Genomic DNA, 17,890 nt, shown 5'->3' with positions numbered 1-17,890 from the left:
GTCAATGCCAGTCTTGGGTAAGACGTATTTGTGGAAAGCCAATATTATGATGAACATTGCGTGGCAATGGCTATGAGGACTTAAGTATGTCGGTGGGTACGTTATACGTTGTGGCAACCCCGATAGGTCATTTAGATGATCTGACGCCGCGTGCGCAAAGTACCTTGGCGATGGTTGATGTGATTGCTGCTGAAGACACGCGGCACACGGCGAGTTTGCTGCGACATTTTGCAATTAACACACCCTTAGTAGCCTTACATGAGCATAACGAGCGGGATCGTATTGCCTTGTTGTTACAACGTTTGCAACAGGGTGACAATATTGCGTTGGTCTCTGATGCGGGCACGCCTTTAATTAGTGATCCTGGTTATCCATTAGTCCATGCCGTGCGTGCTGCGGGTATTCGGGTGGTGCCGATTCCGGGCGCGTGTGCGGCGATTGCGGCTTTGTCGGTTGCGGGTTTACCCACCGATCATTTTAGTTTTATTGGTTTTTTACCGGCACGTGCAGCTGCGCGACGTGAAGTCCTCCGTAATGTGTCACAACATCCATGGACGTTGATTGTTTATGAATCGAGTCATCGTATTGAAGACTGTTTGCAAGATTGTATTACCGTATTAGGTGAGCAGCGTGTTGCGGTATTGGCGCGTGAATTAACTAAACAGTTTGAAACCATTTTATCCGGTAGCTTGGCGAGTATTGCGCAACAGGTAAGTGCGGATCCTAATCAACGCAAAGGTGAATTTGTTTTATTAATTGCGGGTGCGCCTGCAGTAGCAACGGACACCTTGGCTTTAGATCAAGTGTTAGATGTTTTATTAGCCGAATTACCATTAAAACAAGCAGTGGCATTAGCCGTGAAGTTAACCGGCGTAAAACGTAATGAAGTTTATCAGCGCGCCTTGACGCGGGTTGTCTCTGTCGATGTTATGTCAGACATTGCATTAGACGATTAAAAAAACTTTCGATCACGGTTGTGTCGTGATCGAAAGTAAGTCGTGTTGTTACCCACAGAAATTTGTTATCACTTTAAATATAACCAAATGATTGATAAAAGTATTTTCATGAACCTTGCCAATTAATACTGGTCATTAATTGTGGTTCTGCCATCCCCGTATTTAGCCACGCATTAAATAAATTTTTACCCGTATCACGCAGCTGTGGATTATTGCCATCATTGGCGAGATATAAAAATTGGATATATTCCCAGCTAGTGGGTTGATACCATAATTTAATCTCTGCGCGGGTCGCGCCAGCAGGAGGATTAAGCGTAACTTCATCCCAATGACGATAAATGCCGCCGGCGTTAGGATTACCGTATTGAGTAGCAGGAACGGGCAAGGCATTACGTTTTGCGGCTTCATCGCGACGCATTTGATAAGGCGGAATGCGCGTGTCTTTAGCGAGCTTATTGTCTAGCACAAAATGAAAACTTTCTGCATAAGCCCCGCTGGATAATGCCGCCACGTCAGCTAGGTTCATTATTAATGCACTGCTTACGCGATTAAATTGCACGGGAATATTTGGATCAGTGCCCAGTTGTAATAAACGTTGCGCCCACTCTTGGGTAATTGATCCGTGCGCTTCATACACGCGCGTGTTGGGATCATTAAGATTTTTAAGTGTGCGTACCGTGTAGCTTTGGCCTGCTAAGGTAATGGCTAAATCGCCATATCCACCATCTTCGCGCAATAGTGTGCCGCTGCTGTTATACCAACGCATGTTGAGCCACATACGTCGACCTTCGGGATAACCAGTGATAAGTTTATGGCCGGTTAAGTTAACGACCTTTAACGTGTTGCCATTTAATTGCAAACTCGCCGCTTGTTGTAAATTTAAACGCGCACGGGCTGCGCCATCATTCATTTGTTTGCGTTCTGCACTGCCGATGCCATTCCCAATACGTAATAAACCGCGATCGTCTAACCATTGAATCGCCATGGGCACCCAATAATTACCCCCGGTTAAATCATGTTTCGGTAAATCATTGCGCGTTAAACCACCAATCCAACTGCCTTTACCGCGCACGGGTGGTAAATGACAACTTTGGCAAGTGAAGTAACGAGTAGTGCCATCCGCATAATTACCGCTGCTGATATAACGTGTAGCGGCTTCATAGGTTTTTTTGATAGAGCCATTTTTTAATTCCGCAGGCAGATTGTTGTAATCCGCCATGCGCAAGTTTGGAAAAGCGCTTGCCATGTGTTCGCTAAAGGTGCGTTCTACAATTCCGAAGCCATAAGGCGGATTTTTAAAGGCGGCTTTATTAGTAATAGCGTCACCTAATACGCCGCTGAATTTTCCGAGCGGTAATGCTTGTTGCGCGCCGTTGTTGGGTGCTAAATCCCCTACCAAGGGATTCGAGACGTCATGACAAGTACCGCAAAGTGCTGAGGAGCGTTGAAATTGTGAGGCGCGTGTTTGATGGGGTGGTGCGGCATCTTTATAAGGGCCATAACGAGTGGTATCAAAACCTAAAACATATTGACCACTGCCGTAATTACCTTCCGTTCCGGTTTTGGCAATAAAAGGTGCATTTTGTACGCCTTGCCATTCGCTTTTATCGGGATTAGTCAGTCGATGACAGACATCACATTGCACGCCATCATTACCATCGCCTGCGATGAGACCGCTGCCATCAGTAGGAGTTGAACGACCTGCTAACCACGCTTTGGGCGTATGGCAGCGTAAACAAAAATCGCCGGCGCCATCAAACCCCCGTTCGGCTACAGCCAGCGTTGCCCAGAACAGAGGATCGCGGCCGGCCTGTGACATCATACTGCCGCGCCAATTATGATAAGGTTCGACCGCGCTGTCATAGCTGCCGTGACATTGTGGGCATTGGCTCATGTCGAGGTTCAGCACTTCATGGGGCTGAGTACCTGGCATTTGAATTTCGCTGGGAACAGTGTTGGCGGCGAGCGTGTTTAGACTAAAACAGGTGATGACTAATATAAGTAAGGCTTGGGCAAGTGATTGAATCATGGGATGCATGAGATCAGTCCTTTGTATGCAATGATAAAAATGTTAATAAGCATTCAGCCGGAAGTATAAGGCAAATTGCGCATTAAAAATAAACATTTATTCAGGTATTGTTCGGTGGGCTTGCTTAGTGGATAAGTTGTCGACATTATGCGCGGCTGCAGTGAATAAGATACTGATTTGGCCGCTATTAAAAGAATGGCTAGTATTTGCCGCCTATATAATTAAGTAACACAATCGTGATGTAGCATGGCAATTCGTTTATTGATCATTGATGAAAATGCCGCCTTCCGCACTAAGCTGAAGCGCTTAATTGTGCAAGATTGGCCTGCGATTGAAGTGCATGAACGTGATCCTAAAGATCTCGAACAAACCAGTGGCTGGACGTGGAATGACTACGATTTATTATTTTTAGATCGTTTGTTTGAAAAAGATGAAAACCTCGAATGGCTACGTGTATTACTAAATCAAGCTAACTTTCCCCCTACTGTGGTGTTGTCAGCTCATGCTGATCCCGATGTTGCGGTACGTGCGATTAAAGTAGGTGCTGAAAATTATTTGACTAAAACTGGTTTAACGCGCAGCAAACTGAACGCCACTATTGATGATTTGCTCAAAAATATATTGCCTAAACGTGCCGCTGCGAATGGAAAAATAGTGGGTGCGAACGCCACAAATACACAACTAAGTCCGGCCGACATTGTTAACGCGCCGCTAACATCCTCTGTTACCCAGCCGCCAGCCGCACCGGCCGATTTTATTTCGAATACTGTTAGGTCACAGCTGAATAATTCCTTGAATAACTTAGTGGCTTCCGCTAATCCCTATACGTCATCGGATCTTACGATTGGTGTAATCGAATGGGAACAACCCGCGTTGGAATATATAGGTGGTGATACTTCGCATGTCGACAGGGGCAATGTTTCCAAAGGTGGCACGGTACGACCTACAGTTAATAAAAAATTAGAAGAAGATCCAAGTTTGTGGCCAAAAATTCCCGGGCATCGCGTGTTGAATAAAGAAGGCCAAGGCGGAATGTCGCGGATTTATTTGGCGGAACGCGAAGCTGACGGTAAACAAGTGGTCATTAAAACCTTGTCAGCACATTTAATGGATCATCACAAAACGGTTGAGCGCGCGCGCCAAGAATTTCGCTTAATTAGTCGTATTACTAATCGCCATATTGTGCGTTTGTATGAACAAGGCATGACCGGCAATGAAATGTATACCACCATGGAATATTTTCCGGGTAACGATTTAAAGTATCGTTTACGCGAAGGTATTACTGCGCGTGACGGTTTATCTTACATGATGCAAATGGCGAAAGGTTTAGTGGCAATTCATGGCTGTGGTGTGATTCATCGTGATTTAAAACCCGCCAATATCATGTTTCGTACAGACCAAACCTTAGCGATTATTGATTTCGGAATTTCCCGTGATATTAATTCGCGCTTAGATTTAACGATGCCCGGTCAAATCATGGGTACGCCTAATTATATGGCCCCTGAACAAGGCAATGCGACCTATCGACCTGATGCGCGCAGTGATATTTATGCTTTGGGTGTCATGTTATACGAAATGTTAACCGGCAAAAAACCGTATGCCGCGCCGAACAGCGCCGCTATTATTTATAAACACTTGCATGATCCTATTCCAAAATTACCTAATCAATTCTGGGAAATGCAGGTGTTAATTGATCGTTGCATGGCAAAATTCCCACATCAACGTTTTCAATCTGCCTACGATTTGTTGCAATTCATACACAAAGAATTCCGTTGGGATTTAACCTTGGACTTCGATGAAAACAGTCTTCTTTAAAAAAGCATCCTGATGTCCAAGCGTTTACTCGTTATTGATGATAACGAAAAATTTCGTTCTACCATTAAGCGGCTGCTGCAAAACAGTCCGACGCCGTTTATTGTCTATGAGCACGATATTAAAACCCGTGGTTTTCCTACGCGCATGTTTAATTGGCTGACGTATGATTTAGTGCTAATTGATTATCGGTTGGTGCGCGACGGGAAAATTGATTGGTTTAATCAACTTAAAAAAGATGATTCGCATTTTCCTGTTATCGTGATGTTAACCGCTAAACCGGATCATGAACCCAAAGCAAAAGTGTTGGGTGCTGACGAAGTATTAAATAAACAAGGTTTAACCCAAAACATGCTGATCTCAGCAGTTGATCATGCCTTGAAATTTGCCGAGACTCATCGCGTCAATCGTGAAAAACAAATGCGCGATACCTTAGGGCCGCAAATTCCCAATTATCGCATTGTGCAAAAAATTGGCGAAGGTGGCATGTCGATGGTCTATCTCGCGCTGCGCGAGAAAGAGCGCGATAACGTGGTGATAAAAATTTTATATTCTGAGTCTATTGAAGACGAAACATTTGTTGATCGCTTTTTGCAAGAATTCGAATTGATTTCACGTCTTGATAGTCGCAACGTAGTGAAAATTTTTGCGCAAAGTTATACCGAATCATTTATGTATATGATTATGGAATATTTGCCGGGCGGTGATTTACATCAGCGCATTGCTAACGCGGGCCATTTGTCTGCCAGCGAAGCAGTAACGTGTTTATATGAAATTGCACGCGGTTTAGATGCAATACATAGCTGCGGCATTGTGCATAGAGATTTAAAACCCTCGAATATTATGTTTCGTGGCGATGGTTCTTTAGCGATTATTGATTTTGGTATTTCTAAAGAAGTAGCGACAGCCGCTGAACGTGAAGTCACACGTGAGAATCGGGTGTTAGGCACCTTAAGTTATATGAGTCCGGAATGTGGACAAGGTAAAGGCGTGGATGCCCGCAGTGATATTTATAGTTTGGGTATTATGTTTTACGAAATGATGGTGGGTAAAAAACCTTACAGTGGCAAAACGCCGGCTGATGTCGTGTTGCAGCATGTACGCGCGCCGATACCGCCGTTACCTGCGGAGCACAGAAATTTACAAATTTTATTATCGTCGATGGTGGCGAAATTACCGGAAGAACGTTTTCAATCAGCGCGCGATATTATTGAATATATCCAGGCCAATCACGCGGATCTTTTGCCAAACTAAGCGCCGCATGCCCGCTGCCTAATAACCATTGCAGCAAGGCGCTGTAATCGGTGAAAACTTTTAGATACACCCCGCGATTATTGGCCACTTTTTCCCCAAAGCGGCTGGGCAGTACTTGATGATGCAGACCCAATACGGCTGTTTGTAAGCGGCTATCCCAAAAATGTGGCAATTCGCTGGAGAGCCAGTAGCGTTGTGCGATGGTCAGATGCCCTTCGAGGCCGCGCATATCAAATAACATTTTGTAAATTTGATGGTCTTGGCACGGTGTCACGGCGTGTTGTGCGCGTTCAAGCATCAGCGGCATCGGAAATTCGCCGGCGACCGTGTATTCCACCCAATCGGTAATGCGATGCTGGTAAGAGAAAGTGCCCATTAGAAGTATCCCTTTGCCCGGTATTTTGTTCCTGAATCGAGTATAGAAGACTCTCGCTAACGTGGACAGCTGCGGCAGGTCTCGTTAAAATGCGCGCCCAGCACAGTGTGGTTTGAGTGTTATTTTCACCACGCGTCAACGCATTCCTGAAACGGGATGAGCCTCTGAGACCTTCATTTATTGGGGTCGCACCTGGCTCGTCCCGTTTTTCACATCTAGACTCGGCACGATTCGGAGGCAGTTTGAGTAAGCTGGCGGTACTGGTACTCGAAGATGGTAGTGTCTTTCGAGGTATTTCAATCGGCGCAGACGGCACTAGCGTTGGCGAAGTGGTATTTAATACGGCCATGACGGGCTATCAAGAAATTCTCACTGACCCTTCTTATGCTCGCCAAATTATCACACTGACGTATCCGCATATTGGCAATGTCGGCATGAATGCCGAGGACGAAGAAGCCAGTGATTTATATGCCGCCGGTTTAGTGATTCGTGATCTGCCCTTGGTGGCCAGCAATTTTCGTTCTACGGAAACCTTATCCGCGTATTTGCAGCGCCGTGGCGTGCTCGCGATTGCGGATATCGACACGCGCCGCTTAACACGGATCTTGCGTGAAAAAGGCGCTCAAGCAGGCGCTATTTTTGCGGGTGCCGATGCGCAAGCTTTGTTAAAACAAAATCAAACTCAGCTACAACTACAGCCTGCTTTGCAAACCATTAAAACTTTCCCTGGTTTAAAAGGTTTAGACCTGGCTAAAGAAGTGTCCACCAAAAAATCTTATCAATGGCAAGAAAGTGTGTGGCAATTAGGCGTGGGTCATCCTATTCCTGCGAATAGTCAATTTCATGTGGTCGCCTATGACTATGGCATCAAGCGCAATATTTTGCGTATGTTAGTTGAGCGCGGTTGTCGCGTAACGGTAGTACCCGCACAGACCACTGCAGTTGAAGTCTTAGCATTAAAACCGGATGGTGTATTTTTATCGAATGGTCCGGGTGATCCAGAGCCTTGTGATTACGCCATTGAAGCTATTCGCAGTTTGTTAGAAACTGAAATACCTATTTTTGGTATTTGTTTAGGACATCAATTATTAGGTTTAGCCTGCGGTGCAAACACGATCAAAATGAAATTTAGTCATCACGGCGGCAATCATCCGGTGCAAGATTTAAGTACGGGTCAAGTGATGATTAGCAGTCAGAATCATGGTTTTGCAGTAGATGAAAAAACCTTGCCGGCAAATTTGATTGCGACGCATCGCTCGTTGTTTGATCAATCGTTACAAGGTATTCGTCATATAGATAAACCCGCATTTAGTTTTCAAGGTCATCCTGAAGCAAGTCCAGGGCCGCATGATGTTGCGCCTTTGTTTGATCAGTTTATTGAATTTATGCAACAACGGGCTACAGCGTAATCATGGCAAAACGGACTGATATAAAAAGTATCTTGATTATCGGCGCAGGTCCTATTGTGATTGGTCAAGCGTGCGAGTTTGATTATTCCGGCGCGCAAGCGTGTAAAGCACTGCGTGAAGAAGGTTATCGCGTTATTTTAGTGAACTCGAATCCTGCCACCATCATGACGGATCCTGATATGGCGGATGCGGTTTATATTGAACCGATTAATTGGCGCACTGTTGCGGAAATTATTAAAAAAGAAAAACCCGATGCATTGTTACCCACAATGGGCGGGCAAACTGCGTTGAACTGCGCTTTAGATTTACATCATAACGGTGTGTTAGCCGAGTATGGCGTAGAAATGATCGGCGCCAATGAAGACGCGATTGATATGGCCGAAGATCGCGAGCGCTTTAAACAAGCTATGACAGAAATTGGTTTGGCGACACCGCGTGCCATCATCGCGCATAACATTGAAGAAGCGCGCGTTGCGATTACGGAAATTGGTTTTCCGTTAATTATTCGTCCGTCATTTACGATGGGTGGCACAGGCGGCGGAATTGCTTATAACCGCGAAGAGTTTGAAGAAATCGTGGTGCGTGGTTTAGATTTGTCGCCGACGCATGAATTATTATTAGAAGAATCAGTGCTCGGTTGGAAAGAATATGAAATGGAAGTGGTGCGTGATCGTAAAGATAACTGCATCATTGTTTGCTCGATTGAAAATCTTGATGCGATGGGCGTGCATACCGGTGACTCAATAACCGTTGCGCCTGCGCAAACGTTGACGGATAAAGAATATCAAATCATGCGCAATGCTTCGATTGCGGTGTTACGTAAAATCGGCGTGGACACGGGCGGCTCTAACGTACAGTTTGCGGTGAATCCTGCAAATGGTGAAATGATTGTTATTGAAATGAATCCGCGTGTATCGCGTTCTTCTGCCTTAGCTTCTAAAGCCACGGGTTTTCCGATTGCTAGAGTGGCCGCTAAATTAGCGGTAGGTTATACCTTAGATGAGTTGCAAAATGAAATTACCGGCGGCGCAACGCCAGCATCATTTGAACCCAGCATTGATTACGTTGTTACGAAAGTGCCGCGTTTTGCTTTTGAAAAATTCCCTGCTGCGGACAGTCGCTTAACCACACAAATGAAATCGGTCGGTGAAGTGATGGCGATAGGCCGCACTTTTCAAGAATCATTGCAAAAAGCGTTGCGCGGATTAGAAATTGGTGTGGATGGTTTTACACCTTTGTTAGACGCGAGCATTGCCGATGAAAATTGGCGTGATACGTTAATTCGCGAATTGCGCGAACCACGTGCTGAACGTTTATGGTATGTCGCCGATGCGTTTCGTAATGGCTTTAGTCTTGCGGAAGTGCAGCAGTTAACCTGGATTGATCCTTGGTTTTTAGTGCAAATCGAAGAAATAGTGCGCATCGAACAAGCCTTAGTGGGTCGTAGTTTAAAAAGCATTGACGCAGATGAATTACGTAAATTAAAACGCAAAGGTTTTTCTGATAGTCGTTTAGCGACAGTGTTGAATATTGACGAACACTCGGTGCGCGAATATCGCTGGTCGTGCAATATTCGACCAGTCTATAAACGTGTGGATAGTTGTGCTGCAGAATTTACTGCGACGACCGCGTATATGTATTCGACTTATGAAGAAGAATGCGAAGCGCAGCCTACGCAGCGTAAAAAAATTATGGTGTTAGGCGGTGGGCCTAATCGAATTGGTCAAGGCATTGAATTTGATTATTGTTGTGTGCATGCGGCATTGGCTTTGCGTGAAGATGGTTATGAAACCATCATGGTAAATTGTAATCCCGAAACTGTTTCAACGGATTACGATACTTCTGATCGTTTGTATTTTGAACCCCTGACATTAGAAGATGTATTAGAAATTTTGCACGTTGAAAAACCTTTTGGTGTGATTGTGCAATACGGCGGTCAAACGCCATTGAAATTAGCGCGCGCTTTAGAAAAAGCCGGCGCGCCTATTATTGGCACCAGTCCTGATTCAATTGATCTGGCAGAAGACCGTGAACGTTTTCAAAAGCTCATTAACGATTTGGGTTTAAAACAACCGCCGAATCGTACTGCAAAAACTGCTGAAGCAGCTTTAAAACTCGCTGATGAAATTGGTTATCCGTTAGTAGTAAGGCCTTCTTATGTATTAGGTGGCCGTGGTATGGAAATTGTTTCTGGTCCGGATGAATTGCAGCGTTATATGCGTGCAGCCGTTAAAGTATCTAATGATTCGCCCGTGTTGTTAGATCGTTTTTTAAATGATGCGATTGAAGTTGATATCGATGCGATTTGTGACGGCACTGATGTCATCATTGGCGGCATCATGGAGCACATTGAAGAAGCCGGCATTCATTCAGGTGATTCCGCTTGTTCAATTCCGCCTTATACATTAAGCAAACAAGTGCAAGATGTATTGCGTACGCAAGTAGCGCAAATGGCAAAGGGTTTAAAAGTTATTGGCTTAATGAACACGCAGTTTGCGATTCAAGGCGAGACGGTTTATGTTTTAGAAGTAAATCCGCGTGCGTCACGCACGGTGCCTTTTGTTTCAAAAGCGACCGGTCGACCTTTAGCAAAAATTGCGGCGCGTTGTATGGCGGGACAAAGTCTGCGCCAGCAAGGCATTACGCATGAAGTGATACCTGGATTTTATTCTGTGAAAGAATCTGTGTTTCCATTTACTAAATTTCCTGGCGTAGATGCCTTGCTTGGCCCCGAAATGAAATCGACGGGCGAAGTCATGGGCATTGGCAGTACTTTTGGTGAAGCATTTTGTAAAAGTATGTTTGGCGCGGGTGTGAATTTGCCGAAAAGCGGTGTGGCGTTTATTAGTGTACGCGAAGCCGACAAGCCAGCTGCTATTGACGTGGCGCGCGAATTAATTAAACGCGGCTTTAAAATTTTAGCCACTGATGGAACTTCAGAAGTATTGACACGTGCGGGCGTGGCTTGTGAACGTGTTAATAAAGTTACACAAGGTCGACCGCATATTGTGGATATGATTAAGAATGATGAGATAGCGATGATTGTGAATACCACTGAAGGTAAACAAGCGATTCGTGACTCATTTGCGATTCGTCGAGAAGCGATGAATCATAAAGTGACATTAACCACGACCATTTCAGGTGCACGTGCAAGCTGTATGGCGTTAGACTATGTTGATAATTATCAGGTAAATCGATTGCAGGATTTGCATCAGACGTTGACTCAAGATTCTCACCAGGATGCTAATAAGGGGTGATTTATGGGAAAGGTACCCATTACAGTACAAGGCGCAGAAAAAATGCGCAGCGAATTAGAAAAACTTAAAAATGTTGATCGGCCGCGAATTATTCAAGCGATTGCGGATGCGCGTGCGCACGGCGATTTAAAAGAAAACGCTGAATATCATGCGGCGCGTGAACAACAAAGTTTTGCAGAAGGCCGTATTAAAGAATTAGAAGCAAAATTATCGAATGCTGAAATTATTGATGTTACTAAAATTAATGCCAATGGCCGCATCGTGTTTGGCGCTACGGTAGAGTTGGTAGAAGTTGCTAGTGGTGTTGAAGTTACGTATAAAATTGTAGGCGATGACGAAGCTGATATTAAGCAAGGTTTTATTTCGATTAGCTCGCCGATTGCGCGCGCGTTGATTGGTAAAGAAGTGGATGATGTCGCGCAAGTAAAAGCACCCAGTGGCATTAAAGAATACGAAGTGGTTGATGTAAAGTATATTTAAAAGGTTAGGGTCGCAGGTTTTTATAAAGCGGCCATTGGCCGCTTTTTTATTCGGCAATTAAATCTAGTGGCTGCGTTAGAAGTGGTCTTGATGTAAGGCTTATTTGCGGCAATCAATTGATTAGCGAATAATGACGATTAAATAATTTGAGCTGTTATATATGCAATTAGCGCCCGCACAACTTGAAAAATCGGTACAGCAACGGCTCGCGCCCGTGTATTTATTGACGGGTGATGAACCATTGCAAATGATGGAAGCGGCGGATGCGGTGCGTAAAGCGGCGCGTGCGCAAGCTTATCTAGATCGAGAAGTATTTGAAGCGGGCCGCGATTTTGATTGGCAACATTTGTTATTAGCCGCGAATAGTTTGTCCTTGTTTGCGGATCGTCGCGTATTGGATTTGCGCATTCAGGGTTCGCCCGGTAAAGCGGGCAGTGAAGCTTTGCAGGAATACACCGAACGTTTGCCGAATGACACCGTGTTATTGGTGCAATGTCCTAAATTGGATAAACGTTCGCAAGGTGCTGCCTGGTATAAAGCCTTAGATAAAGTCGGTGTGATCGTGACGATTTGGCCAGTGGCCAGTAATCGCATGCCGCAGTGGATTAATGAACGTTTGCAAGCCCGTGGTTTACAAGCGGATCGCGAAGCAGTGGAGTTATTGGCATTGCGAGTAGAAGGCAATCTGCTGGCGGCTGCGCAAGAAATTGATAAATTGGTTTTGTTAAAGTCCGCGAGTGCCGCGCAACCGGTAAAGGTGAATGTCCGCGAGGTAGCGGAAGCCGTCGCCGATAGCGCCCGCTTTAGTGTTTACGATCTGGTCGATGCGGCGTTGGAAGGTAAAACCGCCAAAACCCTGCGCATATTAAATGGTCTGCGCGCGGAAGGTGAGACGCCGGCTTTAGTGGCCTGGGCCTTGGCCAACGAAATTCGCGGTTTAACCACCATGGCCATGGCGCTAGCGCAAGGTCGGCCGGCGGCGAGTGTCTTTGCGGCGGTGTGGGAAAAACGTAAACCCTTAGTCCAAGCCGCATTAAAACGTATCCGGCCTGAGGCTACGGGTTTAAAGACATGGGGTATACTCATGCGCTTAGCAGCGCGCGCGGATCAAGTAAGTAAAGGCGCGGGTTGGGCCAGTAGCATGGCCAATGGCAACTCCGCTTTGGGTTTAGGTAGCCAGCAACCTTGGGTAGTATTAACCGGCCTTTGTTTGGAATTATGCGGCCCGTTTGGCTTAGAACCTGCGTTGAGTTCGGTGGTCGCCCGCCAGAATAGATCGCCTACTACCTATAGATAGAGTGTCTTAATAAATTAGAACCACCATTGGAATGACGATGAATGCAGTAGCCAGCAAAACCGCCCAAGACCAAGTTGACTATATGTTAGCGGTAGGCGCGCGGGCGCGAGCCGCATCTCGGCTGTTGGCCTATGCGGACACGCACATTAAAAACCAAGCGTTATTGGCAACTGCGCAATTATTGCGTGAGCATGAAGCTTTAATTTTGGCGGCGAATGAAAAAGACCTCAGTGCGGCACAAGCCAAAAATTTAGATGCGGCGTCTTTAGATCGCTTAGCGTTAAATCCGGCGCGTATTGCTGCGATGGCGGAAGGTTTACAACAAGTAGCAAATTTAGCGGATCCGATTGGTGAAATAACGAATTTGAGTTATCGGCCTTCCGGTATTCAAGTCGGCAAAATGCGTGTGCCTTTAGGCGTGATCGGTATTATTTATGAATCCCGTCCCAACGTTACGATTGAAGCCGCCGCTTTATGTTTGAAATCCGGCAACGCCACTATTTTGCGCGGTGGTTCAGAAGCTTTGTATTCGAATTTAGCGTTAGCGGATTGTTTTCACGCGGGTTTGCAAGCGGCAGGTTTAACGACGGATGCGGTGCAAGTTTTAAAAAGCGCGGATCGTGTTTTGGTCGGTCAATTATTAAAAATGAAAGAATATGTCGACGTTATTATTCCGCGCGGTGGTAAATCGTTAATTGAGCGCGTGACCGCAGAAGCAGAAATTCCGGTGATTAAACATTTGGATGGCGTTTGTCATGTTTATATTGATGATAAAGCAGATTTAGAAAAAGCCCTGAAGATCGCCGTGAATGCCAAAACGCATCGTTATGGTGTTTGTAATGCGATGGAGAACTTATTAATCGCGGCACCGCTGGCCGATAAATTATTACCCATCTTAGCAAAAGATTATTTGGCGAAAGGCGTAGAGCTGCGCGGCTGTGCAACAACGCGGACGATTTTGCCAAACATCAATGCCGCTACAGAAGATGATTGGTATACAGAATATCTAGCGCCGATTTTAGCAATCAAGATAGTTGCAGATATAGATGCAGCGATTATGTTTATTAATCATTATGGATCACATCATACCGACGCAATTGTCACGGAAGATTATGCGCGCGCGCGACGTTTCTTACGTGAAGTTGATTCAAGTTCAGTGATGGTTAATGCTTCGACACGTTTTGCAGATGGTTTTGAATATGGCTTGGGCGGGGAAATTGGTATTAGTACCGACAAACTCCATGCGCGTGGACCGGTAGGTTTAGAAGGTTTAACGACGCAGAAATATATTGTGTTAGGCGAGGGGCATATCCGCCAATAAGCGGACGTGAATATCGTTGACGCTGAGCAACACTTTATTCGCTAATCAATTCATCGGCATTCTCGGCGGTACTTTTGATCCTGTGCATTACGGTCATTTGCGCTCCGCGCAAGCGGTAATTCAAACTTTAAATTTACATAGGTTGTTATTAATGCCTTGTGGCGAGCCTGCGCATCGTGCGCCGCCAATTGCAAATGCTGCGCAACGTTTGCACATGTTGCAACTCGCTTGTCTTGAATTTCCGCAGATGCAGATTGATGAGCGCGAATTAACACGAGTAGGTGCTAGTTATACGTTTGATAGCTTGCAAGAATTAACGCATGACTATCCTGGCGCGCAATTGTGTTTGGTAATGGGACAAGATGCATTTGCACATTTTCCAACATGGCATCGTGCTGTTGATATTTTACAACTCACGTATATCATCGTCATGGCGCGACCGAACTATCGTTTAGATCCGCAAAGCTTAGCAGACGAGTGGTATCAGCAACACGGTTTATCGATACAACAGTTTAAGGAATTACGTACGCGCAAAGCTGGTGCTATTATTTTTTTGGAAACGCCGGAATATGCAATTTCATCTACCGCAATCAGAGCTTATTTAAACGCCGGCGAATCATTACCGGATCATTGGCTGCCGCCGACGGTGGGTCAATGGTTGGCTACTAATAATATTTATCAATCATTTTAAAATACGAGATTAGCAACATTATGAAAACTGATGAATTAAAAGCGCTCGCAGTAGCGGCATTGGAAGATGTGAAAGGTAATGAAATTACTGTGTTAGATGTAAAAAAATTAACCAGTGTGATGGATTGGATGATTGTGGTGAGCGGTACTTCTTCGCGCCATGTAAAAGCGTTGGCGGACAGCGTGGCAGAAAAAAGTAAAGCTGCGGGTGTGCGTCCTTTAGGTGTTGAAGGTGAACGCGAAGCAGAATGGATCTTGGTAGATTTGGGCGATGTAGTGATACACGTGATGCAACCCACGGTTCGCGCTTTTTATAATTTAGAAAAATTATGGGATCCGCAATTAGAAACAACCGAAGAAGTTTTAAAAGCACGTATGGTTAAACCGGCACGCTTACAAAAACGTTAACATGTTTAACGGCGTCATTAGTTACGGACGGCTATCATGAAAATTCATCTGTTGGCCGTCGGCACTAAAATGCCCGCCTGGGTGAACAGTGGTTTTGATGAATACGCACGACGTTTTCCACCTGAATGTCGTTTACAACTTAACGAAATCCCTGCGTCCAAACGCAGCAAATCACAAGATCTACAACGCATCGTGCAACAAGAAGGTGAGGTCATGTTGGCGCGAATTCCCGAACGCGCTTTTGTCGTTGCATTAGAAGTCCACGGTAAACCGTGGTCGACGGAACAATTGGCGCAACAATTAGCGCAGTGGTTAATGCAAGGTCGCGATGTTGCTTTATTAGTCGGCGGTCCAGAAGGTTTAGCCGAAAGTTGTCGACAACGTGCTGAACAAACCTGGTCTTTATCGCCATTAACGTTACCGCATCCCTTAGTGCGGGTGGTATTAGCTGAAACCTTATATCGAGCATGGACCTTGCATAGTGGCCATCCTTATCATCGTGAAGGTTGAGTGCGTCATATGAAATATCCTTTTATTTATTTAGCCTCACAATCACCTCGTCGTCGTGAATTATTAAGTCAGATAGCGGTCTCATTTACCGTCATCAATGCCGCGATTGATGAAGCTCAATATAAAGATGAATTACCTAAGGATTATGTAACACGCTTGGCGCAGCAAAAAGCCCAAGCAGGTGCTGCGCAATGCGCAGATGGAAACCCCGTCTTAGGCGCGGATACGATTGTGGTTTTAGATCAACAGATTTTAGGTAAGCCCCGTGATGCAGCGCATGCCCGTGACATGTTATTGCAATTATCGGGTAACACGCATCAAGTGATGACAGCTGTTAGCGTGGCGCATGGTCAGCAACAAAAAACCTTAGTCTCCATTAGCGACGTGCGTTTTCGCGTGATGACAGATAATGAAATTAAAGATTATTGTGCGACTGAAGAACCCTTAGATAAAGCGGGTGCTTATGCGATTCAAGGACAAGCAGCGGTTTTTATTGAACATCTAAGCGGCAGTTATTCCGGTGTTATGGGTTTACCTTTATTTGAAACCGCGCAATTATTCCGATCTTATGGGTTTTCGTTTGTTTGAAACGACGAAGTTATTACAGGTGTAATGTATGCCGCATGAAATTCTAGTAAATATTACACCACAAGAAACACGCGTAGCGATTTTAGAAAATGGTGTGTTACAAGAATTATTTGTCGAGCGTGCTAATCGGCGCGGTTTGGTCGGCAATATTTATAAGAGCAAAGTCATTCGTGTGATGCCGGGTATGGATGCTGCATTTGTTGATATTGGTTTAGATAAAGCCGCGTTTTTACATGTGTCTGACATTGAGATGCCGACCATGGGCGATGTTGTTCCTGATCAACAAGCTAAGCGTTTGCCGATCACGCAGATTTTGCGTGAAGGCCAAGAGCTGCTGGTGCAAGTGGTGAAAGATCCTTTGGGCAGTAAAGGCCCGCGTGTTACTACTCAATTAACGATTCCTTCGCGTTATTTAGTGTTGTTGCCCAGTGCTACTGCGATTGGTGTGTCAACTAAAATAGAAAATGATGAACAGCGTCAAACGTTACGCGCCATCATGGAAAATGCGCGTCCACCGAATAGCACGGGTGGTTATATCGTACGCACGGTTGCCGAAAACGCCAGCACAGAAGAATTGCAACGCGACGCATTGTTTTTACAAAAAATCGGCTTAGCTATTCACGAGCGTAGCAAAATCGTAAAACCGCCAGGTTTAGTGCATGAAGATTTACCGTTGGCGTTACGCACTTTACGTGACATTGTCGATGGTAGTGTCGACAGCATCATAGTCGACTCCAAAGAATCATTTGTCGCTATGCGCGAATTTTCTGCGCAATATATGCCCGATATGCAAGCACGCATCAGTCATTATTCAGCGGATCGCCCTTTGTTTGATATGCACAGCGTAGAAGATGAAATTCAAAAAGCCATGGAACGCAAAGTAGTTTTAAAATCGGGCGGATATTTAATTATTGATCAAACCGAAGCAATGACCACGGTTGATGTCAACACGGGTGGATTTGTAGGTAGTCGAAATTTAGAAGAAACCATTTACAAAACTAATTTAGAGGCTGCGCAAGCCATCGCGCGACAATTAAGACTACGCAATCTCGGCGGCATTATTATTATAGATTTTATCGATATGTTAGATGAAGAGCATAAGCGTCAAGTACTGCGTGCGCTGGGTAAAGCATTAGAAAAAGATCATGCTCGTACTCACGTGTCCGAAGTTTCAGAGTTAGGCTTAGTAGAAATGACGCGTAAACGTACGCGCGAAAGTTTGGAGCATGTGTTATGTGAGCCGTGCCCTGCTTGTGAAGGACGTGGTTTTGTTAAAACCACTGAAACTGCATGTTATGAAATTTTTCGGGAAATTCTGCGCGTAGTGCGGCAATACGATCCGCATAATTTAACGGTCTTGGCATCGCAAGCGGTGGTGGATTTGTTATTAGACGAACAGTCACATGGTTTGGCTGAGCTGGAAGCATTTGTGGAGGTGCCCATTCGTTTGCAAGTGGAGCATCTTTATAACCAAGCGCAATATGATGTGGTCATGATGTAAAT

General features: G+C 45.2%; 15 protein-coding genes. 13 read left to right on the top strand and 2 right to left on the bottom strand.

Annotated elements, in window-relative coordinates:
• Positions 1–86: 86 nt before the first annotated feature.
• Positions 87–956 carry a 16S rRNA (cytidine(1402)-2'-O)-methyltransferase gene (gene rsmI / locus H0W44_08865; GenBank protein ID MBA3582545.1) on the top strand — a complete coding sequence of 290 codons (870 nt, stop codon included), beginning with the start codon at positions 87–89 and terminating at the stop codon, positions 954–956.
• 106 nt (positions 957–1,062) lie between these two features.
• On the opposite strand, the gene H0W44_08860 is transcribed toward rsmI, so the two are convergent.
• On the bottom strand, positions 1,063–2,994 hold the full coding sequence (locus H0W44_08860; GenBank protein MBA3582544.1) for a hypothetical protein: 1,932 nt from the start codon (positions 2,992–2,994) through the stop codon (positions 1,063–1,065).
• 237 nt (positions 2,995–3,231) lie between these two features.
• Here H0W44_08860 and H0W44_08855 point away from each other — a divergent pair, with 237 nt between their 5' ends.
• Together H0W44_08855 and H0W44_08850 are read left to right on the top strand one after the other, a co-directional pair.
• Positions 3,232–4,800, top strand: coding sequence for a protein kinase (locus tag H0W44_08855; GenBank protein MBA3582543.1), 1,569 nt, complete (start codon positions 3,232–3,234; stop codon positions 4,798–4,800).
• Between the two features lie 12 nt (positions 4,801–4,812).
• Positions 4,813–6,051 carry a protein kinase gene (locus tag H0W44_08850; protein MBA3582542.1) on the top strand — a complete coding sequence of 413 codons (1,239 nt, stop codon included), beginning with the start codon at positions 4,813–4,815 and terminating at the stop codon, positions 6,049–6,051.
• Here H0W44_08850 and H0W44_08845 read toward each other — a convergent pair.
• Positions 6,005–6,427, bottom strand: coding sequence for a hypothetical protein (locus H0W44_08845; protein MBA3582541.1), 423 nt, complete (start codon positions 6,425–6,427; stop codon positions 6,005–6,007). The two genes, H0W44_08850 and H0W44_08845, sit on opposite strands and share 47 nt — an antisense overlap.
• Before the next feature lie 242 nt (positions 6,428–6,669).
• Here H0W44_08845 and carA point away from each other — a divergent pair, with 242 nt between their 5' ends.
• The 10 genes from carA (at position 6,670) to rng (ending at position 17,888) form a co-directional block, all read left to right on the top strand.
• Positions 6,670–7,836: a glutamine-hydrolyzing carbamoyl-phosphate synthase small subunit gene (gene carA, locus H0W44_08840; GenBank protein MBA3582540.1), complete on the top strand. Its 1,167-nt coding sequence runs from the start codon at positions 6,670–6,672 to the stop codon at positions 7,834–7,836.
• 2 nt (positions 7,837–7,838) lie between these two features.
• Positions 7,839–11,093 (top strand): carbamoyl-phosphate synthase large subunit, encoded by a 3,255-nt coding sequence (gene carB, locus H0W44_08835; protein ID MBA3582539.1) that lies wholly within the window; start codon positions 7,839–7,841, stop codon positions 11,091–11,093.
• A 3-nt stretch (positions 11,094–11,096) separates the two neighbouring features.
• Positions 11,097–11,573 (top strand): transcription elongation factor GreA, encoded by a 477-nt coding sequence (gene greA / locus H0W44_08830; GenBank protein ID MBA3582538.1) that lies wholly within the window; start codon positions 11,097–11,099, stop codon positions 11,571–11,573.
• Between the two features lie 160 nt (positions 11,574–11,733).
• On the top strand, positions 11,734–12,870 hold the full coding sequence (locus H0W44_08825) for a DNA polymerase III subunit delta (protein MBA3582537.1): 1,137 nt from the start codon (positions 11,734–11,736) through the stop codon (positions 12,868–12,870).
• A gap of 31 nt (positions 12,871–12,901) precedes the next feature.
• Positions 12,902–14,191, top strand: coding sequence for a glutamate-5-semialdehyde dehydrogenase (locus H0W44_08820; GenBank protein MBA3582536.1), 1,290 nt, complete (start codon positions 12,902–12,904; stop codon positions 14,189–14,191).
• A 16-nt stretch (positions 14,192–14,207) separates the two neighbouring features.
• Entirely contained in the window at positions 14,208–14,882 is a 675-nt protein-coding gene (gene nadD, locus H0W44_08815; protein MBA3582535.1) for a nicotinate-nucleotide adenylyltransferase, read from the top strand.
• 20 nt (positions 14,883–14,902) lie between these two features.
• Positions 14,903–15,289 (top strand): ribosome silencing factor, encoded by a 387-nt coding sequence (rsfS, locus tag H0W44_08810; protein ID MBA3582534.1) that lies wholly within the window; start codon positions 14,903–14,905, stop codon positions 15,287–15,289.
• Between the two features lie 36 nt (positions 15,290–15,325).
• On the top strand, positions 15,326–15,799 hold the full coding sequence (gene rlmH / locus H0W44_08805) for a 23S rRNA (pseudouridine(1915)-N(3))-methyltransferase RlmH (GenBank protein MBA3582533.1): 474 nt from the start codon (positions 15,326–15,328) through the stop codon (positions 15,797–15,799).
• A gap of 9 nt (positions 15,800–15,808) precedes the next feature.
• The gene (gene maf, locus H0W44_08800; GenBank protein ID MBA3582532.1) at positions 15,809–16,387 is read left to right on the top strand and encodes a septum formation inhibitor Maf; all 579 of its coding nucleotides are present in this window, start codon (positions 15,809–15,811) and stop codon (positions 16,385–16,387) included.
• A 28-nt stretch (positions 16,388–16,415) separates the two neighbouring features.
• Positions 16,416–17,888, top strand: a complete 1,473-nt coding sequence (rng, locus tag H0W44_08795; protein ID MBA3582531.1) for a ribonuclease G — start codon at positions 16,416–16,418, stop codon at positions 17,886–17,888.
• Positions 17,889–17,890 lie beyond the last annotated feature (2 nt).

The organism is Gammaproteobacteria bacterium (assembly GCA_013817245.1).
GTDB lineage: Bacteria > Pseudomonadota > Gammaproteobacteria > HTCC5015 > HTCC5015 > JACDDA01.
The sequence above is the reverse complement of the archived record's forward strand: the minus strand, read 5'-3'. Positions and strand labels throughout refer to the sequence as shown.